Below are 21,300 nucleotides of genomic sequence, written 5' to 3' on the forward strand. Positions count from 1 at the left end.
CATAACACATGTCGCCTCCGGCTTCCCAAGCAGTCTTCGTCCTTGGCGGCGCGCGTTCCGGCAAATCCAGGTTTGCCGAATCCCTGGTTTCGGACACGGGTCTTGAACGTCACTATGTGGCGACAGGGCAGGCATGGGACGACGAGATGCGCGAGCGCATCGCGAAGCATCGTGCCGACCGCGGCGACCTTTGGCAGACGCATGAGGAGCCAATCGATCTCGTCGGGCAGCTTGCCGCCATCGATGCCGAGGGGCGGGCAGTGCTTGTCGACTGCCTGACGCTATGGGTCACCAATCTGATGATGGCCGAGCGTGACATGGCGGCGGAATTTGCCGCCCTGACCGCCTTTCTGCCGACCGCACGATCGAGGCTCGTTCTCGTCTCCAACGAAGTTGGCTTGGGAATCGTGCCGGAAAATCGCATGGCGCGCGAATTTCGCGATCATGCCGGCCGTCTGCACCAAATGGTCGCAGCGGCAAGTGCCGAAGTCTATTTTATCGCAGCGGGCTTGCCGCTGAAAATGAAGGGTTGATGCATATGAACCAGGAAAAGATTCCCGCCACCGTCATCACCGGCTTCCTCGGAGCCGGCAAGACGACGATGATCCGCAACCTCCTGCAGAATGCCGGCGGCAAGAAGATCGCGCTGATCATCAACGAGTTCGGCGATCTCGGCGTCGATGGCGACGTGCTGAAGGGGTGCGGCGCGGAGAACTGCACCGAAGACGATATCATCGAGCTGACCAACGGCTGCATCTGCTGCACCGTGGCCGACGACTTTATTCCAACCATGACGAAGCTTCTGGAGCGAGATGCGCGCCCCGACCACATCGTCATCGAAACGTCAGGCCTTGCTCTGCCGCAGCCGCTGGTCGCTGCCTTCAACTGGCCCGACATCCGCACCCACGTCACCGTCGACGGCGTCATCACCGTCGTCGATAGCGCCGCCGTCGCCGCCGGCCGTTTCGCCGACGACCACGACGCCGTCGAGGCTGCCCGCGTCGAGGATGATTCGCTCGACCACGAAAGCCCCATCGAGGAGCTTTTTGAGGACCAACTGACCTGCGCAGATCTGATCGTGCTCAACAAGACCGACCTGATCGATATCGACGGTCTCGGCCGTGTCCGCGCCGAGGTTGCCTCGCGCACGGTCCGCAAGCCGACGATCATCGAAGCGAAGAACGGCGATGTGCCGGCCGCCATCCTGCTCGGCCTCGGAATCGGCACGGAAGACGATATTGTCAACCGCAAATCCCATCACGAGCTGGAGCATGAGGACGGCACGCCGCACGATCACGACGAGTTCGACAGCTTCGTCGTCGAGCTTGGCCCGATCGCCGATCCGGTGGCTTTCGTCGATGCGCTGAAGGGCGTGATTGCGGAGCATGACGTGCTGCGCCTCAAGGGCTTTGTCGATGTCCCCGGCAAGCCCATGCGCCTGCAGGTGCAGGCCGTCGGCAGCCGCATCGACACCTATTTCGATCGCCCCTGGACACCGGGCGAAGCTCGCGCGACCCGGCTCGTGGTGATCGGTCTGCACGAGATGGACGAGACGATCGTGCGCAAGGCGATCGAGGCGCTGGCCTAAGGGAAATCCATGCATCTCCTCCTGGCACAGAAGGGAACGATCAGCGACGGCGAGGAGGCGATCGACCTTGGGCAGTCGCCCGGCGATATCCTCTTTCTGTCGGCTGCCGATACCGAGCTTGCGGCGATTGCCGCGGCGCATGGTGAGGGCGACCGTTCCCTTCGGCTTGCAAGCCTGATGAGCCTCAAGCATCCGATGTCCGTCGATACCTATGTCGACAGGACAGCGCGGCATGCGAAGCTCATCATCGTGCGGGCGCTGGGAGGGGCGAGTTACTTCCATTATGCTCTGGAAGCGCTGCATGCCTGCGCGGCGCGCCAGGGCGCCTTGATTGCGGTGCTGCCGGGGGATTCGAAGCCGGATCCTGGGCTGACGCCATTCTCCAACGTTGCGCTCGATGATCTCAACGCGCTCTGGTCCTATCTGATCGAGGGCGGGGAAGCGAATTCCCGGGCGTTTCTTGTCTATGCAGAGGCGATGCTCACGGGCGCTGAGAAGCCTATGCCTGCTGCACCCCTGATGAAGGCCGGGATATGGTGGCCGGGCAGGGGCGTGATCGGCGTCGAGGAGTGGAGGGGGCTCGAAATCGAATGGAGAGCTTGCCCCTCACCCCAGCCCTCTCCCCGTATTGACGGGGAGAGGGGGCATATCGAGGCCACGGCTCCCCCTTCGCCCCGCTTGCGGGGAGAAGGTGCCCGGAGGGCGGATGAGGGGCAAGACTCTCCTTTGAAGCAGTCGTCGGACGCCGACATCGCTTTCGAACAGGTGGTGACCCCTGCAGGATTCGACCCCCCGACGGTTGCCGTTTCTTTCTACCGCGCGCTGGTTCAGAGCGGTGAAACCAGACCCGTCGAGGCCATGATAGAGGCCCTCATTGCCGAGGGCATGCGGCCGTTGCCGGTCTTTGCCTATAGCCTGAAGGACGCCGTGTCCGTCGGCATTCTCGAAAGCGTCTTTACCGAGCTGAAACCGGGCGTGGTCATCAACGCCACCGGCTTTGCCGTTTCGGCGCCGGGCGCGGATCGTCAGGCGACGGTACTGGAAACGGGCGACGCCGTGGTTCTGCAGGCCATCTTCTCGGCTTCATCGAAGGAGGCGTGGGAGGCATCCTCGCAGGGGCTTTCGGCGCGCGATCTCGGCATGAATGTCGCATTGCCCGAAGTGGATGGGCGCGTTCTCGCCCGAGCCGTGTCCTTCAAGGCGGCCGCCCGCTATGACGAGAGGGTCGAGGCCAATATCGTCGCCAGCGAACCGCTCGAGGATCGCATGCGCTATACGACGCGGCTCGCGGCCAATTGGGCGCGGCTGCGCAACACGCCGCCCGGTGATCGCCGTGTTGCGCTTGTTATGGCGAACTATCCCAATCGCGATGGACGGCTCGGCAATGGAGTCGGGCTCGACACACCCGCCGGCACGATCGAGGTGCTGAAGGCGATGCAGGCGGCGGGCTATAGGGTTGCCGATCTACCTGCCGATGGCGATGCGCTGATGCGGCACTTGGGGGAAGGTCCGACAAATTCGGGGCATGACGGCCGCGTCGTTCGCGAGACGCTTTCCTTCAGCGACTACAAGGATTTCTTCCTGTCGCTTCCCAAACAGATTCAGGATGAGATCACGGCGCGTTGGGGTGAGCCGGAGCTAGATCCTTACGCGATCGATCACGGCTTTGCCTTGCCGTTCGCCCGCTTCGGCGACGTGCTTGTCGGCATCCAGCCGGCGCGCGGCTACAACATCGATCCCAAGGAAAGCTATCATTCTCCCGATCTCGTTCCACCGCACGGCTACCTCGCCTTCTATGCCTTCCTGCGCCGCTCCTTCGATGCCCATGCCGTCATCCACATGGGCAAGCACGGCAATCTCGAGTGGCTCCCGGGCAAGGCGCTGGCACTGTCGGAAAGTTGCTATCCGGAAGCGATCCTCGGACCGCTGCCGAATCTCTATCCTTTCATCGTCAACGATCCCGGCGAGGGCACGCAGGCCAAGCGCCGCACGAGCGCCGTCATCATCGATCACCTGACGCCGCCGCTGACGCGCGCCGAAAGCTATGGCCCGCTGAAGGATCTGGAGGCGCTCGTCGACGAATATTACGAGGCTTCGGGCGGCGATCCGCGCCGCATCCGTCTGCTCCGCAAGCAGATACTCGATCTCGTCGCCGATATCGGACTGGATCAGGATGCCGGCATCGCCAAGGGCGAGGGTGAAGACGAGGCCTTGCGCAAGCTTGATGCTTATCTCTGCGACCTCAAGGAAATGCAGATCCGCGACGGCCTGCACATCTTCGGCGTTTCGCCTTCCGGGCGGCTGTTGACGGATCTGACGGTGGCGCTGGCAAGGGTGCCGCGCGGACTGGGCGAGGGGGGCGATCAGAGCTTGCAGCGGGCGATTGCAAGAGATGCTTTTGAGGGTTCGGAGCGTGCCATACCCCCCTCTGTCGCTTTCGCGACAGAGGGGGGTAACTCTCCCAGCAAACCATTCGACCCGCTTGACTGCGACATGGCCGCTGACTGGACCGGCCCGCGCCCATCAATCCTCCAAGATATGTCCGATACCCCCTGGCGCACCCAGGGCGACACCGTCGAGCGTATCGAACTGCTGGCCGCAAAACTCGTGAATGGCGACATAGCCTGCCCCGAGACTTGGCCAAACACCAGCATGGTTCTCGGCGAGATCGCCGCAAAGCTGCAGCCCTCCATTCTCGCCTGCGGTGATGCCGAGATCGCAGCCTTGCTTAAGGGCCTCGACGGTCGTTTCGTGCCACCCGGTCCATCAGGCGCGCCAACGCGAGGTCGGCCGGATGTTCTGCCGACGGGACGAAATTTCTATTCGGTAGACAGTCGCGCCGTGCCGACGCCGGCAGCCTATGAACTTGGCAGCAAATCGGCTGAACTGCTCATCCGCCGTTACGTTCAGGACCATGGCGAGTGGCCCGTTTCCTTCGGACTGACGGCCTGGGGAACCTCGAACATGCGCACGGGCGGCGACGATATCGCGCAGGCGCTGGCGCTGATCGGCGTCAAGCCCGTCTGGGACATGACCTCGCGCCGCGTCACCGGCTACGAAATCATTCCGCCGGCCATGCTCCGGCGGCCACGTGTCGACGTGACGCTGCGCATTTCCGGCTTCTTCCGTGATGCGTTTCCCGAACAGATCGCCTTGTTCGACAAGGCCATCCGTGCTGTCGGTATGCTCGATGAAGATGCGGCTGACAATCCCATTGCGGCGCGCACGCGCGGTGAGATCGCGCGGCTCGAAGCTGCCGGCCTCGACGCTGCCTCTGCCAGCCGCAGGGCTGGTTATCGCGTCTTCGGTTCCAAACCTGGGGCTTATGGTGCCGGTCTGCAGGCACTCATCGATGAGAAGGGATGGGAACGGCGCGCGGATCTGGCCGAAGCCTATCTCGTCTGGGGCAGCTATGCCTATGGCGCCGGCGAGGAAGGAAGAGCCGAGCGCGGCGTCTTCGAGGAGCGGTTGCGCTCGATCCAGGCGGTCGTGCAGAACCAGGACAATCGCGAGCATGACCTGCTCGACAGTGACGATTATTATCAGTTCGAGGGCGGCATGGCGGCGGCGGCCGAGCAGCTTGGCGGCGCGCGTCCCTCGATCTATCACAACGACCATTCGAGGCCGGAAAAGCCTGTGATACGCTCGCTGGAAGAGGAGATCGGCCGTGTGGTGCGCGGTCGCGTCGTCAATCCCAAGTGGATCGAGGGCATCATGCGCCACGGCTATAAGGGCGCCTTCGAGATCGCAGCAACGGTCGATTATCTCTTTGCCTTTGCCGCGACGACGGGTGCTGTGCGCAATCATCATTTCGAGGCCGTCTATCAGGCCTTCGTCGTGGATCAAGGCGTGCGTGATTTCATGGCGGAGAAGAACCCGGCAGCACTTCGGGAGATGCGGGAACGTCTGCTTGAGGCGATCGATCGCCAGCTCTGGACGCCGAGAAGCAATTCAGCGCGGTTCGATCTCGAAAGCCTTGATAAGGGCAGGGACGCGGCGGAATGAGTGTGATCGACGAGCTTCTGGTTGGTTTTCGGGATTACCTACTGTCGCGCAGCGATCGGATGCTGCAGCATTTCACGGAAGGTTTTGACTGGCCGGCGCAACAGCGCTCGCTTGCGATGCACGACTTGCCCGTCGTCCAATATCTTCGAAAGCATGCTCAGTTGGGCGAGGGTGCAGAAGGCGTGCTGTTCGACAGGCTCTTTCAAGCCGCGAACGAACTGCATTGGGCCCAGACCTACAGCATCACCGACTTCGGCGGCGATTTCCTCGAAAGATACGGCTGGGTCGAGCTGTTCGGCACGCGCGGCCATTTTGCGAGCGAGGAGATGGCCGGCGGCTTCCTGCTGCTTGGTCCCGGCGTGCACTATCCGGATCATCACCACGAGGCTGAGGAGATCTATATCCCGCTGACCGACGGCTCGCTGTGGAGCAAGGATGCCCAGCCATTCCTGCCGCGCTGGTCGGGCGAGATCATCCATCACCCCTCGAATATCCGCCACGCCATGCGCACGGAAGACCAGCCACTCGTCGCGCTCTATCTTTGGCGCGGTGGCCCACTGGCACAGAAATCGATCATATCAGGGAGAATGCAATGAGCGACGAATTGGCCGAAACCGGCGCGGACGCCCCGAAGAGCGACGACGCCCGTCACGCCGACAAGATGGCCAAGAAGAAGGCCGCGCGCGACAAGATCATGGCGACCAAAAACGATGAGAAGGGTCTGATCATTGTCCATACCGGCAAGGGCAAGGGAAAGTCTTCCTCCGCTTTTGGCATGATCTTCCGCCACATCGCTCATGGGAAGCCCAGTGCGGTAGTGCAGTTCATCAAGGGCGCCATGTGGACCGGCGAGCGCGATCTGATCGAGAAGCATTTCTCCGATCTATGCCAGTTCCATACGATGGGTGAGGGCTTCACATGGGAGACTCAGGACCGAGCCCGAGACGTGGCAGCGGCCTCTGCTGCATGGGAAAAGGCCAAGGAGCTGATCCGCGACGAGCGTAATTCTATGGTGCTGCTTGATGAAATCAACATTGCGCTTCGTTACGACTATCTCGACATCAACGACGTGATCGAATTCCTCAGGAATGAGAAGCCCTACATGACGCATGTGGTCTTGACGGGCCGTAACGCCAAGGAAGAGCTGATCGAGATTGCCGACCTCGTCACCGAGATGGAATTGATCAAGCATCCGTTCCGCTCGGGCATCAAGGGACAGCCGGGCGTCGAGTTCTGATCGCCTGGCGAACGTTTAGCTGCCCGGCAGCATCGCCTTCAGCGCTTCCGCCGTCTGCGGGTTCGCGGGAAAGAAGGATTCGATGGCGAGTTCCGACAGCGTGACATCGACGGGCGTTCCGAAGACGGTCGTAGTGGACAGAAACGACAGATGTCCCACTTCGGTGACGAGCTCCAGAGGTACGGCGATGCCGGCGAAATCCCGTTCCGGAGCCGCCGACTTCGATGTCGCTGGCGCAGGATAGGCGGACAGTTCCGCAAGCAGTTTTATGAGGATTGAATCGCCTGTCGCCGATATCTGCTGGCGTAGGCGTTCCAGCAGATGCGCCCGCCATTCATGGAGATTGGCGATCCGAGGCGCCAAGCCGTGGGGGTGCAGGCTGAGCCGCAGGACGTTAATTGGTCTTTCGGTCAGCGAGGCATCGGTCACCCCCGCGAGCAGCGGAGCGACGGCGGCATTGGCGGCGATGAGCGTCCAATGTCGGTCGACGGCCAGAGCTGGGAAGGGTTCGTGTCCTTTCAGCAGCATATCGATCGCGCGCCGTGCCGGAGCAAGCGCCGGATCATCCAGTTTGCGCTCTGGAAAGACCGGGGCAAAGCCGGCCGCCAGAAGCATCGGATTGCGTTCGCGTAAGGGGACGTCGAGCCGTTCAGCGAGATGCATCAGCATCTCACGGCTTGGAAGTGCCCGCCCGCTCTCGATGAAGCTCAAATGCCGTTGCGATATATCGGCTTCAAGGGCGAATTCGAGCTGGCTCAGGCGGCGGCGTTGCCGCCATTCGCGCAGATGGTCGCCGAGAGAGCGGGCCGGGTTCATCATGCGGCAGCCGGCAGCTGATCGATGAAGCCGTGAACGGACTTCAGGCGTTCACCTTCGAGGATGGCGAAATCCGTGCCCTTGACGAGAGGCTCGGCGCCGGCCGGACCGAAGCCCCAGGAGAAGCGGAGATTGTCGCCGTGGCGCTCGCCCTCGGTGATGAGCGTGAAACGGAAGCCGGGGAAGCGCTCATGGGCGGCCGTGACCAGCGCGTGGATCTGCTCGCGATTATCCGCGCGCATCATGGGATCGACGTAGCTGCAGTCTTCCGTCCAGGCTTCGGCAATGAGCGCACGGCGACGTTCGGTGTCGGCCTCGTTCCAGATGGCGATATAGCGGTCAGCAATGGTGTTTGCGTCGGTCATCGGTCAACTCCTTTGGATCGCCTGAACCGTTCAGGCAGGGCGATCATCGGCGCGGACGGAAGTACTATCAATTACGTCGGAGGTAATCAAAGGCCCGTTCTAGAGGCCGAGCCAGATCCTGACGGGATGGGTGGGGTCTGCCAGCAGCTTGATCGCGAAGGCGATGCAGACGATGACGAGCAGCGGTTTGATCAGCTTGGCGCCGATGCGCATGGCAAGCCGCGAACCGAGCTGCGCGCCCAGGAATTGGCCGAACCCCATCGTCAGCCCAACTTTCCAAAGAATGGCGCCGGAGAAGATGAAGACGATCAGGCCGCCGAGATTTGATCCGAAATTGAGCAGCTTCGTATGCGCCGTCGCCTTCAAGAGGCCGAAGCCGGCGAGCGTCACGAAGGCGAGCATCAGGAACGAGCCGGTTCCGGGGCCGAACGCGCCGTCATAGAAACCGATCAGCGGCACGAACGTCACGCCGAAAAGTCCGGCACTCATGCGCCGATGCTTTTCGACATCGCCGAGATTGGGTTTCAGGGCGAAATAGAGCGCGATTGCGATCAGCAGGAAGGGCAGGATGATGCGCAGCACCTGGCTTGGCATGATGGTCGCCAGCATCGCACCGAGCATGCCGCCGATCACAGCCATCGCCGCCATCGGAAGCTGCTCGCGAAGCTTGACATGTCCTTGTCGGGCATAGGCGATGGTTGCCGAAGCCGCGCCGCAGATCGACTGCACCTTGTTCGTGCCGAGGGTCTGCAGCGGAGGAATACCGGCCAACAACATGGCAGGCACGGTAATCAGCCCACCGCCGCCTGCGATCGAATCGACGAAACCGGCGAAGAACGCAGCGGCAAAGAGCAAAAGCAGGAGTTGAAATGTAATATCTGGCAAGGTGGGAACTCGGAGGCGGGAAATCAGCGGCCTTCTGGCACTTCGCCCGCCGCAAGGCAATTGCTATCGGGACACACCAGGCAAAATTGACGTGTCGAAAGCTGCCCGCTACAGCTGCTATATCGGTCGATGTTGCTGGGAGCGAATATGACGACATATGCCAATTCCACCCGCCGCTATCTTCTGGGTCTTGGCTGCGAGCGCGGCACGGACTGGAATGAAGTGCGGATGCTTGCGGAAAGAGCATTCCAGGAAGCTGGAATCGGGAGTGATCAGGTTCTGGCTGTTGTATCGATCGACACGCGCATGGATGAACCGGCTATCCTCGAGACCGCCACGCATTTTCGTCTCCCGGCACGCTTCTTCAAGGCGACTGCACTGGAGCGGGAGACACCCAGACTGAAGAATCCCTCAGAGATTGTTTTCGCGCATGTCGGTTGTCACGGCGTCGCAGAAGCGGCGGCGCTGGCGGCCGCCGGTCCGGACTCCGAGCTCGTGCTTCCCAAGATCAAGTCCGGCTTTGCTACGGCGGCGATCGCCAGGATTGCCTGAGCAGCGAATTCGCAATGCAAGTCTCGCAAATGATCTGCAGGAGATCCCGACGGCATTTCACCGCCGTCTGTTCTCGTGTATGCCGGTAGGCCAAGCGCTGGTCCCAAGCGAAGTAAATTTCGAAAGATCAAGCTTATTCAGTATGTTGGTAAGGAAAAATCATGCATAAGGTCATTTATGATACCGATCCTGGCGTCGATGACGCCATGGCGCTTCTCTTTTTGCATCGTCATCCGGGTATCGACCTTCTCGGCGTGACGACGGTTTTCGGCAATGCCTCCGTAGATACCACGACCCGCAATGCGCTGTTCCTCAAACGCGAGTGGGATATTCCGTGCCCGGTCGCGCGCGGCGCCAGCGTTACCTTCGATCCTTCGCGGCACGAGCGCCCGTGGCCGACGATGGTTCACGGCCATAACGGTCTCGGCGACATCGACGTGCCCGAGACGATCGACCTGCCGACCGATCCGCGACCGGCCTATCAGTTCATCATCGACACGGTTCGCGCCCATCCCGGCGAGGTGACCCTGGTCGCTGTCGGCCGCATGACCAATTTGGCGTTAGCACTGAAGCACGATCCGGAAATCGCCAAGCTCGTAAAGGATGTCGTCATCATGGGCGGCAATTTCTACCTACCGGGCAATGTTTCTCCGGTCGCGGAAGCCAATATTCACGGCGATCCCGAAGCCGCCGATTTCGTCATGACGGCAGCCTGGAAGGTGGTCGTAGTCGGTCTCGACGTGACGTCGGTGACGACCATGAGCCGCGGCTATCTCGCTGATATGGCGAAAGCGGGCGGACCTTCCGTGCGGCTCCTGGCCGATCTGTCGCAGTCCTATATCGATTTCTACAAGCATGCGGTCGAAGACGGCATGATGGTTCACGACAGCTGCGCCTGCGTCTATGTCGTGGCGCCCGAGTTGTTCGACACGATCGAGGGATCGATCCGCGTCGTCTGCGGCGGCATTGCCGATGGTCAGACGGTTATCAAGCCGGCCGGCCGCCACTTTCCGCCGAGCGACTGGGACAATCTGCCGAGCCAGATCGCTTGCATCGGCATTCGCTCGCAGGAGGTTCTCGATCTGATCCGCGATGCGATTTTGGGCAAGGTGAAGCACTAAGTTCGGTGAAGGGGGCGACAGTGCCCCCTTCAAAATTCGCTGAAGACCATTTTCCAGCTCTATCAAGAGCCTATTGGTGTGCGGAAATATCCAGTCCGGGGCGTCACGCGATCGGCAAACCCGTTTTTCGTTTCCTGTCGTGGTTGGAAAAGCCCATAGCGTGCTGCCGCTCATGCCGATCGGGTATGTGACGTAATGTTTGCAGTGGGAGCGATGTCGAATCGAGATCGCCTTATCCCGTTCTCAACATTGCAATTTCGCCCGTCCGGGCATAGGACACATGGGATGAACGATACCGCTTTTTCCACTCTGCCGGCCCTGGAGCCGGGGTCGGTCTGGCTCGTCGGCGCCGGGCCGGGCGATCCGGGGCTTTTGACCCTGCTGGCCGCCAAAGGGCTGGCCGAGGCAGATGTCATCGTGCATGATGCTCTTGTCAATGAAGATTGCCTGAAGCTTGCCCGCCCGAGCGCTACGCTGGAATATGCCGGCAAGCGCGGCGGCAAGCCATCGGCCAAGCAACGGGACATTTCCCTGCGGCTGGTGGAACTGGCGCGGACTGGCAAGCGCGTTCTGCGCCTCAAGGGCGGTGACCCTTTCGTCTTCGGGCGTGGTGGTGAGGAGGCGCTGATGCTCGTTCAGCACGGCATTCCCTTCCGCATCGTGCCCGGCATTACGGCCGGGATCGGCGGCTTGGCCTATGCCGGCATTCCGGTTACCCATCGCGACGTCAATCACGCCGTCACCTTCCTGACCGGCCATGATTCGTCCGGCGTCGTACCGGACGCCATCGATTGGGAGGCGATCGGCAAGGGATCGCCCGTCATCGTCATGTATATGGCGATGAAGCACATCGCGCAGATCAGTGCAAATCTCATTGCCGCCGGTCGTTCGGCGGACGAACCTGTTGCCTTCGTCTGCAATGCGGCGACGCTCTCCCAGCAAGTACTGGAGACAACGCTTGGGCGTGCGCCCGCAGATATCGAAACATCCGGTCTCGAGCCGCCGGCCATTGTCGTCGTCGGCGAGGTGGTGAAACTGCGGCCGTCGCTCGACTGGCTGGGCGCGCTTTCCGGCCGCACGCTGGTATCGCCGAGCGAAAGGCAGGGCGAGAGCGGACGCAAGGTGCCGGCATGAGCGGACTTCTGATCGCAGCACCCTCCTCAGGCTCCGGCAAGACCACCTTCACGCTTGGTTTGCTGCGGGCATTGAGAAACAGGGGTGTTGCGGTTGCACCCGGCAAGGCCGGCCCCGATTATATCGATCCTGCATTTCACGCAGCAGCGGTCGGATCGCCCTGCCTCAATTTCGATCCCTGGGCCATGCGCGCTGAGCTGATTTCAGCGAATGCCGCGCTTCACCGGGCCGGAGGACGGATGCTCGTGATCGAGGGGATGATGGGCCTGTTCGACGGGGCGGCCGATGGCAGGGGCACGCCGGCCGATCTAGCCGCCTTGCTCGGTCTATCCGTCGTGCTCGTCATCGATTGCTCTCGCATGTCGCAGTCGGTTGCGGCCGTCGTCAGCGGTTTTGCCAATTTTCGCGCCGATATCCGCATTGCCGGTGTCGTGCTCAATCGCGTTGCCAGTGATAGGCACGAGAAAATGCTGCGCCAGGCACTGAATGCGGTGCGTATGCCTGTCGTCGCCGTTATTCGCGGTGATACAAGCCTGGAATTGCCGGAGCGGCATCTCGGTCTGGTGCAGGCTGGAGAGCATGCGGCGCTCGAGCAGTTTATCGAGGCGGCTGCAGAGGTCGTCGCGAAGGCCTGCGATTTCGATCTGCTCTTGCGGGCGGCGCAGCAGCATCTCATTCGCACCTCCGCGGCCAATATCGCGCGGCTCATGCCGTTCGGCCAGCGCGTTGCGGTGGCAAGGGATATCGCATTCGCCTTCTGCTATGAGCATATGCTGCTCGGCTGGAGGCGGCGCGGTGCGGAAATATCCTTCTTTTCACCGCTCGCGGATGAAGCTCCTTCGGCCGATGCGGATGCGATCTATCTGCCGGGCGGCTATCCGGAATTGCACGCTGGAAAGCTCGCCGCCGCCCAGCATTTCCGGCATGGCGTGAAGGCGGCGGCCTCGCGTGGGGTGCGCATCTATGGCGAATGCGGCGGGTACATGGTGCTCGGCGAGGGTCTTGTGGATGCGGCGGGCGTGCACCACGAAATGCTGGGCCTCTTGCCCGTCGTTACCAGTTACGAGAAACGACAGCGGCATCTCGGCTATCGACGCGTGGTGCCGCTTGCCAACTCCTTCTTCGAAAAGCCGATGACGGCGCATGAGTTTCATTATTCGACCATCGTATCGGAGGGCGAGGCGGACCGTCTGTTTGCCGTCAGGGATGCGCTCGATATCGATCTCGGTACAGCCGGTCTGCAACGCGGCAACATCGCCGGCTCCTACATGCATCTGATCGATCTAGCCGGTGAAGCCGCATGACCACCAGGATCGTCCATGGCGGCGGGATTACCGCGGCGGCGCGCCAATATGGCGGGCGTCCGGAAGAATGGCTGGATCTGTCGACCGGCATCAATCCGAATCCGATGACACTGCCGGAAATCCCCGTTGCGGCTTGGCACAGGTTGCCTGACCAGCATTTGCAGGAGCGGGCGCGGGAAGCGGCGAGGAGCTATTACCGCAGCGGCGATATTCTGCCGCTGCCGGTTCCAGGCACGCAGTCCGTCATTCAATTGCTTCCAAAGCTCGTGACGGGCGGCAGGGTTGCGATCTTCTCGCCGACCTATGGCGAATATGCGCGCGCTTTTACGCTCGCCGGCTTGCAGGTTCGCCAGGTTTCGACGATTGCCGAACTCACGGTCGACGACAGGCTGGTCGTTGCCGTCAATCCCAACAATCCTGATGGGCGGGTGCTGCCCATCGAGCAGTTGCGGGAACTGCATGCCAGGCAGCGCGAGCAAGGCGGCATTCTTCTGGTGGACGAGGCTTTCGGCGACGTCGAACCGGCGGCAAGCACGGCGCCTTTTGTCGCCTCGATGCCAAATCTCATCATCTTCCGTTCGTTCGGAAAGTTTTTCGGCCTAGCCGGACTTCGGCTCGGCTTCGTGATTGCCGAAGCTTCGATTATGACAAGATTCGAGGATTGGCTCGGACCATGGGCGGTTTCGGGGCCGGCCCTTTCGATTGCCGCCTCCCTGATGGAAAGCGATACAAGCGCCATCCGAAACCGCATTCTCCAGCGGCGTTCGGCGCTGGAAGCGGTTCTGCGACGTTCGAAGCTACATGTAGCGGGAGGCACTCCTCTTTTTGCATTGGTTGCAGACGACCGCGCCGAAGGCATATATACGCATCTCTGCCGTCATCATATTCTCGTCCGCAAGTTCGATTACGCCCGCAATTGGCTGCGCTTCGGACTCGCTCCTGATGAGGCGGCAGATGAAAGACTCGCCGGGGTATTAGAGGATTAGTCGACATGACCGCCGACGAACATTTGCTCATTCTGGTCCTTGCCTTGCTGCTTGACCGCTTCGTCGGCGATCCCGACTGGCTTTGGCAGCGCTTTCCGCATCCTGTCGTACTGTTCGGCAAGGCGATTTCGGCTTTCGATCAACGGTTCAATGCAAAGCATCTGCCGGGCGTTCTTCGCCGTCGTAATGGGCTGATGTCGATCGTCGCGTTGCTGATGGGCGCTGCCATCGCTGGCTGGGCTATTCATGGATTTCTCGCCTTTTTCGGCTGGCTCGGCATATTGGTAGAGGCGGGGTTGGTGGCGGTTTTCATGGCGCAGAAGAGCCTTGCCGATCACGTCGGTGAGGTGTCGCGGGCATTGCGCTCCGATGGTTTGGAAGGCGGCCGTCTTGCCGTGTCGCGCATCGTCGGCCGCGACCCCGAGACACTGGACGAGCCTGGGATTTGCCGTGCGGCCATCGAAAGCCTCGCCGAGAACTTTTCCGACGGCGTCGTTGCGCCGGCCCTGTGGTACGGCGTTTTCGGTCTGCCGGGCCTGTTTTTCTACAAGATGCTCAACACCGCCGATTCGATGATCGGCCACAAGTCCGAGACCTATGTCGATTTCGGCCGCGCCGCTGCGCGGCTGGACGATATCGCTAACTGGCCGGCTGCACGGCTCTCCATTCTGCTGATTGCCGCCGGAGCCTTGGCCAAGCGGGGAATCTCCGCGCTTGGAAATGCGATCCGCATCGCCGTCCGCGACGGCGGGCTGCATCGCTCGCCCAACTCAGGCAGGCCAGAGGCGGCAATGGCCGGTGCCCTCGACATCCAGCTTGCTGGCCCGCGAATCTATGGCGGCGAGCTCGTGCGCGAGCCAATGATCAACGGTGCCGGCCGGGATACGGCGACCGTGAGTGACGTCGAAGCGGGTATTTCCATCTTTTATTCCGCGTGCTCGATGCTGACGCTTCTCGCTTTCCTTGGCTTCCTGCTGCTCTTGTGAGCGTCTCTAAATTAAGCAATCGCTCACTATATGTATTAATTCGGTATAATTGGCATAGCGATAGACTCTCCCATCGTCTGAATTGCTTCGAGAGGAAGCAAACGGTCGGAGGGGCAAGATGAAGCGTATCGCGTTAGCAGTAACGGCATGTCTATGTATGCAATTCAGCAGCGTTTCGGCTCGTGCCGGAACTGTTGTCGCGGTGGTCGATCTTCGATCGCAAACAATGACCGTTTCCGAGGATGGAGCTCTGAAGTATCGCTGGCGAGTGTCGACGGCCCGCAAAGGTTATGTGACGCCGATCGGTTCCTACACGGCCAAATGGCTGTCCAGGGATCATCGCTCGAAGAAATATGACGATGCCCCGATGCCCTACGCAGTATTTTTTAACGGCGGCTATGCCATTCACGGCACCTATGAGGTGCGGCGGCTCGGCCGGCCGGCATCGCATGGCTGCGTTCGGCTCGATACCCGCAATGCTGCCACCTTCTTTGCCATGGCGGCTGACGCGGGGCTTCACAATACACGCATCGTGATCAGCGAATGATCTCTGGCGAATAGACTCGCTTTGCCGTTGCGGTTCGGCCGCAATGCTGCCATATCCCGCGTCCACGTCGCACGCGATTTCACAGGTATGACGCGACGGTCATTTTGCTGTTTGCGCAACAGTGGCTTGCCAAATTGCCGGGGTTTCTGGTGGAAACCATTGGCTTTTGGAATGGATTTCCCTATGAGGGGGATTGAATTATTATTTCAAGAGGTATGGGCAGTGACTGCTACATTTGACAAAGTTGCCGACATTATCGCTGAAACCAGCGAAATCGACCGTGACACCATCACCCCGGATAGCCACACGATCGACGACCTCGGCATCGACAGCCTGGACTTCCTGGATATCGTTTTTGCGATCGACAAGGAATTCGGCATCAAGATCCCGCTCGAGAAGTGGACGCAGGAAGTCAACGAAGGCAAGGTCTCGACCGAAGAGTACTTCGTGCTGAAGAATCTCTGCGCCAAGATCGATGAGCTGCGCGCCGCCAAGGGCTGAGCGACATCCTTGCATTTTTTTGACGCCCAGCCGCCCATGAATATGGCGGCCGGGCGGTTTTATTCTTAAATAGCGTATCCCACCCGGCACGTTCCTTGTTGCCGAGTTGGATCGGAGGCGTTGATGCTGCTGGAATATTTCCAGATGATCGACAGGGTCGAATCTGTCGATCTGTCCAAGGGCCGGTTGATGGCTCATTCCGTCGTTCCGGCGAAAAGCCCTATTTTCGAAGGTCATTTCCCGGGCATGCCGCTGGTTCCCGGCGTTCTCCTTATCGAAACGATGGCGCAGGCTTCGGGCATGCTCGTGCTTGCGGCGACAAAATTTGCCTATATGCCATTCCTGATGTCGGTCGATGGCGCCAAGATGCGGACCTTCGTGGAGCCCGAAGCCGAACTCGATATCGAAGCCGATCTGGAGCACGAGGGCTCGGGCTTTGCTGTCACCAAGGCGCGCATCACCATCGGTGGAAAGAAGGTCTGCGATGCGCAGTTGAAGCTGCGGACCATGCCGTTTAATGAGGTGCCGCTCGGCGATATCGTGCGCAAGCGGGCAGGCGAGGTCGGACTTCTCGACGCCATCGCCGCCAACGGTTGATGCTGCCGGCTTGTTCGGCGCCGCATTCGAAGAGGATTGATGAATGAGCAAGGCTCAGAATGATGTGGTCATAACGGGTATCGGCATCGTTACCTGCCAGGGCGTTGGCAAGGACGCGCATGTCGCCCTGCTGAAGGCGGACAAAGCGCCGGCGACCATCGTCGAAACCGAGAAGTTCAAGCCCTATCCCGTGCATCCCCTGCCTGAGATCGATTGGTCGCAGCAGATTCCAAAGCGTGGCGATCAGCGGCAGATGGAAAACTGGCAGCGCATCGGCGTCTTCACCGCCGGTCTGGCGCTCGACGATGCCGGTTTCAAGGACGATCTGGAAGCCTGCAGCACCATGGACATGATCGTCGCGGCCGGGGGTGGCGAGCGCGATACCAATGTCGATACGCTGATCGTCAACGAAGGCTTGAAGCGCAACGACCGTGAATTGTTGCTGAATGAGAAGCTGACAACCGAATTGCGGCCGACGCTATTCCTTGCGCAGCTTTCGAACCTGCTCGCCGGCAATATCTCAATCGTGCACAAGGTCACGGGGTCGTCGCGCACCTTCATGGGTGAAGAAGCCTCCGGTATTTCGGCCGTCGAGACCGCGTTCCACCGCATCAAGTCCGGTGAATCGAGCCATGCTCTCGTTGGCGGCGCATTTTCCGCCGAGCGCCTCGACATGATCCTGCTGATCGAGTCCATCAATGCGCATGCTATCGGTAATTGGCATCCTGTCTGGTCGCGCAAGCCGGAAGATGGCGGTGGCATGATCATGGGCTCGCTGAGCGCCTTCCTCGTTCTTGAATCGCGTGCGCACGCCGAAGCTCGCGGCGCGCATATCTATGCGACGATCGATGCGGTCGAGGGCGATCGCGGCCGGCGTGACGAAGGCAAGCTCGAAGCACGGCTGGAGCGCATGCTCGCACCCGCAAAGCAGGCGCCTGGCGATGCGACGGTCGTCTTCTCCGGTACGACAGCAATTCCCGATCTCGCCAAGCGCGAAAAAGCCGTGATCGAAGCACAGCTTCCGAAGGCGGCCATTCGTGGCTATTCCGGCGTTTCCGGGCATGGGCTGGAAGGCCAGTTTCCGCTCGGGCTCGCCTTTGCGGCACTGGCCGTCGCCAATAAAGCCAAGGTGCCGCCCTTCGATGCCGCGAATGAAAAGCCGATGGCGACGGGCGCACGCAATGCCGTGGTAACAACCGTCGGCCATGCGCGCGGCGAAGGTATCGCCGTACTGTCAGCCGAAGCGTGAGGAACAGGACATGACCGCTTACAAGGATCATCTCGGACGTCCGATCGTCGCCGTCACCGGCATGGGGATCATCACGTCGCTGGGGCAGGGGCTACAGGATAACTGGAACGCTCTATCTTCGGGCACGTCCGGCATTCACGGCATTACGCGCTTTCCGACAGATGGGCTTTCGACGCGGATCGCCGGGACGGTGGATTTCATCGATATCCCCGTTCCGAACGCTGTCGAGCGCTCCTATGCTTTTGCCCGTGAAACGACTATCGAAGCTTTGGCCCAGGCGGGGATTTCCGGCGATTTCGACGCGCCGCTCTTCCTGGCTGCGCCGCCGATCGAACCCGAATGGAGCGCCCGCTTCGAGCTGGCCGACCGTTCTCCTCCGGCAGATCACGAGGGCGATGCATATGAGCGCTTCCTTGCCGCCATGCGCCAGCGCCCCGATACCGCCTTCCATGAAGCCGCTCTTTTCGGCGCCATTTCCGAGCGCCTTGCCGACCGTTTTGGCACGCGTGGCCTGCCGGTAACCTTGTCGACGGCGTGCGCGTCGGGCGTAACGGCCATTCAGCTGGGCATTGAGTCGATCCGTCAGGGTCGCACCACGCGGGCACTGACGGTTGCGACCGACGGATCCCTGAGCGCGGAGGCGTTGATCCGCTTCTCGCTGCTCTCGGCGCTGTCGACGCAGAACGATCCGCCGACCAAGGCATCCAAGCCGTTCAGCAAGGATCGTGACGGCTTCGTCATTGCCGAAGGAGCGGCGACGCTGGTGCTGGAATCGCTGGAGGCGGCTGTTGCACGCGGCGCCAAGATCCTCGGCATCATGAAGGGCGCCGGCGACAAGGCGGACTCCTTCCATCGCACCCGCTCTTCGCCTGACGGCGGTCCGGCGATCGCGACGATCCGCGCAGCACTTGCCGATGCGGGCATGGCCGAGACCGATATCGGCTACATCAATGCTCACGGCACCTCGACGCCCGAAAACGACAAGATGGAATATGGATCTATGTCCGCCGTCTTCGGCGAACGGCTTCCGACCATTCCCGTTTCGTCGAACAAATCCATGATCGGCCATACTCTGACGGCCGCCGGCGCTGTGGAGGCCGTGTTCTCGCTGCAGACGATGCTGACCGGCACGTTGCCGCCGACCATCAACTACAACAATCCGGACCCGTCGATCATCCTCGACGTGGTGCCGAACAAGAAGCGTGAAAAGCAGGTGAATGCTGTCCTTTCGAACTCTTTCGGGTTCGGCGGGCAGAACGCCAGCCTTGTCATGGCGCTTGAACCGGCTTAAGCGGACATCTGAAAAACAGGATACAACTGCGCCCGAGGGGCGAGGGACTTTGCCATGCGTGCTTTGCAACTGATCGACGACCGCAAACTTGAGATCACCGATCTGCCGGAGCCGGAGGCGCCGGGCGCCGGTGAGGTGACGTTGCGCGTCAAGGCCGTCGCCCTCAATCACATTGATGTGTGGGGCTGGCGCGGCATGGCCTTTGCCAAGCGCAAGATGCCGTTGGTCATCGGTGCAGAGGCTGCCGGCGTGGTCGAGGCGATCGGACCTGGCGTCGCCAATGTGCTGCCTGGTCAGCTCGTGTCGATCTACGGCGCGCGCACCTGCGGCCTTTGCCGCCACTGCCGCGAAGGCCGCGACAATCTGTGCGAACATGTCGGCGGCGTGCATGGTTTCCATCTCGATGGTTTCGCGCAGGAGAAGGTCAATCTCCCGGCTCGCCTGCTTGTTCCGGCGCCTCCCGGCGTCGATGCTATCGGTGCTGCTCTTGCGCCCGTCACCTTTGGCACGGTCGAGCACATGCTGTTTGACAATGCCAAACTGGAGCCCGGTGAAACCATCCTGGTGCATGCCGGCGGCTCGGGCATCGGCACGGCTGCCATCCAGCTTGCCAAGAAGATCGGCTGCACGGTCATTACCACGGTCGGCTCCGACGACAAGATCGAGAAGGCGAAGGCGCTTGGCGCTGATCACGTCATCAACTATCGCACCGACCGCTTCGAGGGCGTCGTGCGCAAGCTGACGAAGAAGAAGGGCGTCGACGTGGTTTTCGAGCATGTCGGCAAGGATACCTGGGCTGGCTCCATGCTCTGCATGAAGCGCGGCGGTCGTCTCGTCACCTGCGGTTCGACATCGGGCGTTTCGACCGAAATGAACCTGATGATGCTGTTCCAGCAGCAGCTGAAGCTTCTCGGATCTTTCGGCTGCCGCATGGAGAACATGGCCAACGCGATGCAGAAGATGGCGCGGGGCCTCGTTCACCCAGTGATCGATACCGAAGTCAGCTTCAATGACATCGACCGAGCGCTGGAGCGGATGGAATCGCGCCAGATCTTCGGCAAGATCATCCTGAAGATGGACTGAGCCGCGTGAAGCTTTTCCTCACCCGGATTGTCCTTGCGCTCAGAAATTTCCAGCAGTGGCTGGTGGCGCAGGTCATCTTCGGCTTCCTGAATTTCCTGAAACTGTTTCCGGCGGATGCGGGTATCAACTTTGCCGATCGCCTGACCCGCAAGATCGGTCCGCGTATGCGCCGGCATCAGCTGATGCTGACCAATCTGCGCAATGCCTTTCCGGAAAAGACCGAGACGGAGATTGAAGAGATCGCACGTGCGAGCTGGGGCAATATGGGGCGCCTGGCAGCGGAATACGTCTTTCTCGACCGGCTTTTCGACTTCGATCCTTTTAGCGACAAGCCTGGCCGCATCGAAGTTTCCGGCATTCCGATCTTTCTCGATCTCCGGGACAATCCGCGCCCGTTCATCGTCTTTACCGGGCATACCGGCAATTTCGAGCTGTTGCCGGTCGCCGGCGCCGCCTTTGGTCTGAAGGTGACTGTGCTCTTTCGCCCGCCGAACAATCCCTATGTCGCTCAGAAGGTTTTCGACTTTCGTGCCAAGCGTATGGGCAATCTCGTGCCATCACACGCTGGCTCGTCGTTCGCGCTTGCCAGAGAGCTCGAGGCCGGTCGTGGCGTCGGTGTGCTGGTCGACCAGAAATTCCGTAAAGGTTTGAAGACGTTGTTCTTCGGTCGCGACGTGAAGACCAACCCGCTGCTCCCGAAGCTCGTGCGCCAGTTCAATTGCGAAGTCTATCCGGCCCGTTGCATCCGCCTGCCTAACAATCGCTACCGGCTGGAGATCGAGCCGAAGCTTGAGATGCCTCGCAATGAAGCCGGCGCACTCGATTTGACCGCAACGGCACAGCTGCTGAACGACAAGGTAGAGAGCTGGGTGAGGGAAAATCCCGAGCAATGGCTGTGGTATCATGATCGCTGGAATATCAAGAAGAGCGTCTTCTAGGTTCGTTTCCCCCTGGGTTGGCCGCAGCTCCATGTGCGTGCCCGCATCCAGTCATTGTGCTTATAAGCCTTGTTTTTCATAAAGTTCTCCTTTGGCGAGAACTTCTGCTCATCCC

21 protein-coding genes are annotated in these 21,300 nt (G+C 60.9%); 18 read left to right on the plus strand and 3 right to left on the minus strand.

Annotated features, from left to right (window positions below; translation table 11 throughout):
• The first annotated feature begins 8 nt into the window (after positions 1-8).
• From cobU to cobO, 5 genes are read left to right on the plus strand one after another with little or no spacing between them, the layout of a single operon-like run.
• The gene (cobU, locus tag FHT73_RS03335; protein WP_183709802.1) at positions 9-533 is read left to right on the plus strand and encodes a bifunctional adenosylcobinamide kinase/adenosylcobinamide-phosphate guanylyltransferase; all 525 of its coding nucleotides are present in this window, start codon (positions 9-11) and stop codon (positions 531-533) included.
• A gap of 5 nt (positions 534-538) precedes the next feature.
• Entirely contained in the window at positions 539-1,588 is a 1,050-nt protein-coding gene (gene cobW / locus FHT73_RS03340; RefSeq protein ID WP_183709804.1) for a cobalamin biosynthesis protein CobW, read from the plus strand.
• A gap of 9 nt (positions 1,589-1,597) precedes the next feature.
• Positions 1,598-5,593, plus strand: coding sequence for a cobaltochelatase subunit CobN (gene cobN / locus FHT73_RS03345; protein WP_183709806.1), 3,996 nt, complete (start codon positions 1,598-1,600; stop codon positions 5,591-5,593).
• Positions 5,590-6,189 carry a dimethylsulfonioproprionate lyase family protein gene (locus FHT73_RS03350; RefSeq protein WP_112605484.1) on the plus strand — a complete coding sequence of 200 codons (600 nt, stop codon included), beginning with the start codon at positions 5,590-5,592 and terminating at the stop codon, positions 6,187-6,189. The genes cobN and FHT73_RS03350 overlap by 4 nt, the downstream gene beginning before the upstream one ends.
• Positions 6,186-6,830 (plus strand): cob(I)yrinic acid a,c-diamide adenosyltransferase, encoded by a 645-nt coding sequence (gene cobO / locus FHT73_RS03355; protein ID WP_112334620.1) that lies wholly within the window; start codon positions 6,186-6,188, stop codon positions 6,828-6,830. Before FHT73_RS03350 ends, cobO begins: the two co-directional genes overlap by 4 nt.
• 15 nt (positions 6,831-6,845) lie before the next feature.
• On the opposite strand, the gene FHT73_RS03360 is transcribed toward cobO, so the two are convergent.
• From FHT73_RS03360 to FHT73_RS03370, 3 genes are all read right to left on the minus strand, one after another.
• Positions 6,846-7,649 (minus strand): helix-turn-helix transcriptional regulator, encoded by an 804-nt coding sequence (locus FHT73_RS03360; RefSeq protein ID WP_183709808.1) that lies wholly within the window; start codon positions 7,647-7,649, stop codon positions 6,846-6,848.
• The gene (locus FHT73_RS03365; RefSeq protein ID WP_112605490.1) at positions 7,646-8,011 is read right to left on the minus strand and encodes a nuclear transport factor 2 family protein; all 366 of its coding nucleotides are present in this window, start codon (positions 8,009-8,011) and stop codon (positions 7,646-7,648) included. The genes FHT73_RS03360 and FHT73_RS03365 overlap by 4 nt, the downstream gene beginning before the upstream one ends.
• A gap of 99 nt (positions 8,012-8,110) precedes the next feature.
• Positions 8,111-8,896: a TSUP family transporter gene (locus FHT73_RS03370; protein WP_112605493.1), complete on the minus strand. Its 786-nt coding sequence runs from the start codon at positions 8,894-8,896 to the stop codon at positions 8,111-8,113.
• Between the two features lie 147 nt (positions 8,897-9,043).
• On the opposite strand from FHT73_RS03370, the gene FHT73_RS03375 reads away from it, so the two are divergent.
• The 13 genes from FHT73_RS03375 (at position 9,044) to FHT73_RS03435 (ending at position 21,185) form a co-directional block, all read left to right on the plus strand.
• Positions 9,044-9,448 (plus strand): cobalamin biosynthesis protein, encoded by a 405-nt coding sequence (locus tag FHT73_RS03375; protein ID WP_112605496.1) that lies wholly within the window; start codon positions 9,044-9,046, stop codon positions 9,446-9,448.
• A 161-nt stretch (positions 9,449-9,609) separates the two neighbouring features.
• Entirely contained in the window at positions 9,610-10,569 is a 960-nt protein-coding gene (locus FHT73_RS03380) for a nucleoside hydrolase (protein WP_183709810.1), read from the plus strand.
• Positions 10,570-10,854: 285 nt separating this feature from the next.
• A complete protein-coding gene (gene cobA, locus FHT73_RS03385; protein WP_183709812.1) occupies positions 10,855-11,703 on the plus strand; it encodes a uroporphyrinogen-III C-methyltransferase in 849 nt (282 codons plus the stop codon).
• Positions 11,700-13,007, plus strand: a complete 1,308-nt coding sequence (locus FHT73_RS03390; protein ID WP_183709813.1) for a cobyrinate a,c-diamide synthase — start codon at positions 11,700-11,702, stop codon at positions 13,005-13,007. The genes cobA and FHT73_RS03390 overlap by 4 nt, the downstream gene beginning before the upstream one ends.
• Complete coding sequence (cobD, locus tag FHT73_RS03395) at positions 13,004-13,993, plus strand: threonine-phosphate decarboxylase CobD (protein ID WP_183709815.1); 990 nt, start codon at positions 13,004-13,006, stop codon at positions 13,991-13,993. The genes FHT73_RS03390 and cobD overlap by 4 nt, the downstream gene beginning before the upstream one ends.
• A 5-nt stretch (positions 13,994-13,998) precedes the next feature.
• Positions 13,999-14,979 carry an adenosylcobinamide-phosphate synthase CbiB gene (gene cbiB, locus FHT73_RS03400; protein ID WP_015340193.1) on the plus strand — a complete coding sequence of 327 codons (981 nt, stop codon included), beginning with the start codon at positions 13,999-14,001 and terminating at the stop codon, positions 14,977-14,979.
• Positions 14,980-15,097: 118 nt separating this feature from the next.
• Positions 15,098-15,526, plus strand: coding sequence for a L,D-transpeptidase (locus tag FHT73_RS03405; protein WP_112334627.1), 429 nt, complete (start codon positions 15,098-15,100; stop codon positions 15,524-15,526).
• A 222-nt stretch (positions 15,527-15,748) separates the two neighbouring features.
• Positions 15,749-16,027: an acyl carrier protein gene (locus FHT73_RS03410; protein WP_041677496.1), complete on the plus strand. Its 279-nt coding sequence runs from the start codon at positions 15,749-15,751 to the stop codon at positions 16,025-16,027.
• Between the two features lie 123 nt (positions 16,028-16,150).
• Positions 16,151-16,624, plus strand: a complete 474-nt coding sequence (locus FHT73_RS03415) for a 3-hydroxyacyl-ACP dehydratase FabZ family protein (protein WP_183709817.1) — start codon at positions 16,151-16,153, stop codon at positions 16,622-16,624.
• A gap of 43 nt (positions 16,625-16,667) precedes the next feature.
• Positions 16,668-17,873: a beta-ketoacyl-ACP synthase gene (locus FHT73_RS03420; RefSeq protein WP_183709819.1), complete on the plus strand. Its 1,206-nt coding sequence runs from the start codon at positions 16,668-16,670 to the stop codon at positions 17,871-17,873.
• 10 nt (positions 17,874-17,883) lie between these two features.
• Complete coding sequence (locus FHT73_RS03425) at positions 17,884-19,164, plus strand: beta-ketoacyl-ACP synthase (protein WP_183709821.1); 1,281 nt, start codon at positions 17,884-17,886, stop codon at positions 19,162-19,164.
• A gap of 54 nt (positions 19,165-19,218) precedes the next feature.
• Positions 19,219-20,247 carry a zinc-binding dehydrogenase gene (locus tag FHT73_RS03430; protein ID WP_112334630.1) on the plus strand — a complete coding sequence of 343 codons (1,029 nt, stop codon included), beginning with the start codon at positions 19,219-19,221 and terminating at the stop codon, positions 20,245-20,247.
• Positions 20,248-20,252: 5 nt separating this feature from the next.
• Positions 20,253-21,185 carry a lipid A biosynthesis lauroyl acyltransferase gene (locus FHT73_RS03435; RefSeq protein ID WP_183709823.1) on the plus strand — a complete coding sequence of 311 codons (933 nt, stop codon included), beginning with the start codon at positions 20,253-20,255 and terminating at the stop codon, positions 21,183-21,185.
• Positions 21,186-21,300: the final 115 nt, after the last annotated feature.

The organism is Rhizobium sp. BK098, assembly GCF_014193155.1.
GTDB lineage: Bacteria > Pseudomonadota > Alphaproteobacteria > Rhizobiales > Rhizobiaceae > Rhizobium.

What these genes read in the sequence shown, in the direction of transcription:
- cobU (WP_183709802.1), top strand. Translation starts at nt 9, where the DNA reads ATGTCGCCTCCGGCTTCCCAAGCAGTCTTCGTCCTTGGCGGCGCGCGT.
- cobW (WP_183709804.1), top strand. Translation starts at nt 539, where the DNA reads ATGAACCAGGAAAAGATTCCCGCCACCGTCATCACCGGCTTCCTCGGA.
- cobN (WP_183709806.1), top strand. Translation starts at nt 1,598, where the DNA reads ATGCATCTCCTCCTGGCACAGAAGGGAACGATCAGCGACGGCGAGGAG.
- FHT73_RS03350 (WP_112605484.1), top strand. Translation starts at nt 5,590, where the DNA reads ATGAGTGTGATCGACGAGCTTCTGGTTGGTTTTCGGGATTACCTACTG.
- cobO (WP_112334620.1), top strand. Translation starts at nt 6,186, where the DNA reads ATGAGCGACGAATTGGCCGAAACCGGCGCGGACGCCCCGAAGAGCGAC.
- FHT73_RS03360 (WP_183709808.1), bottom strand. Translation starts at nt 7,649, where the DNA reads ATGATGAACCCGGCCCGCTCTCTCGGCGACCATCTGCGCGAATGGCGG.
- FHT73_RS03365 (WP_112605490.1), bottom strand. Translation starts at nt 8,011, where the DNA reads ATGACCGACGCAAACACCATTGCTGACCGCTATATCGCCATCTGGAAC.
- FHT73_RS03375 (WP_112605496.1), top strand. Translation starts at nt 9,044, where the DNA reads ATGACGACATATGCCAATTCCACCCGCCGCTATCTTCTGGGTCTTGGC.
- FHT73_RS03380 (WP_183709810.1), top strand. Translation starts at nt 9,610, where the DNA reads ATGCATAAGGTCATTTATGATACCGATCCTGGCGTCGATGACGCCATG.
- cobA (WP_183709812.1), top strand. Translation starts at nt 10,855, where the DNA reads ATGAACGATACCGCTTTTTCCACTCTGCCGGCCCTGGAGCCGGGGTCG.
- FHT73_RS03390 (WP_183709813.1), top strand. Translation starts at nt 11,700, where the DNA reads ATGAGCGGACTTCTGATCGCAGCACCCTCCTCAGGCTCCGGCAAGACC.
- cobD (WP_183709815.1), top strand. Translation starts at nt 13,004, where the DNA reads ATGACCACCAGGATCGTCCATGGCGGCGGGATTACCGCGGCGGCGCGC.
- cbiB (WP_015340193.1), top strand. Translation starts at nt 13,999, where the DNA reads ATGACCGCCGACGAACATTTGCTCATTCTGGTCCTTGCCTTGCTGCTT.
- FHT73_RS03405 (WP_112334627.1), top strand. Translation starts at nt 15,098, where the DNA reads ATGAAGCGTATCGCGTTAGCAGTAACGGCATGTCTATGTATGCAATTC.
- FHT73_RS03415 (WP_183709817.1), top strand. Translation starts at nt 16,151, where the DNA reads ATGCTGCTGGAATATTTCCAGATGATCGACAGGGTCGAATCTGTCGAT.
- FHT73_RS03420 (WP_183709819.1), top strand. Translation starts at nt 16,668, where the DNA reads ATGAGCAAGGCTCAGAATGATGTGGTCATAACGGGTATCGGCATCGTT.
- FHT73_RS03425 (WP_183709821.1), top strand. Translation starts at nt 17,884, where the DNA reads ATGACCGCTTACAAGGATCATCTCGGACGTCCGATCGTCGCCGTCACC.
- FHT73_RS03430 (WP_112334630.1), top strand. Translation starts at nt 19,219, where the DNA reads ATGCGTGCTTTGCAACTGATCGACGACCGCAAACTTGAGATCACCGAT.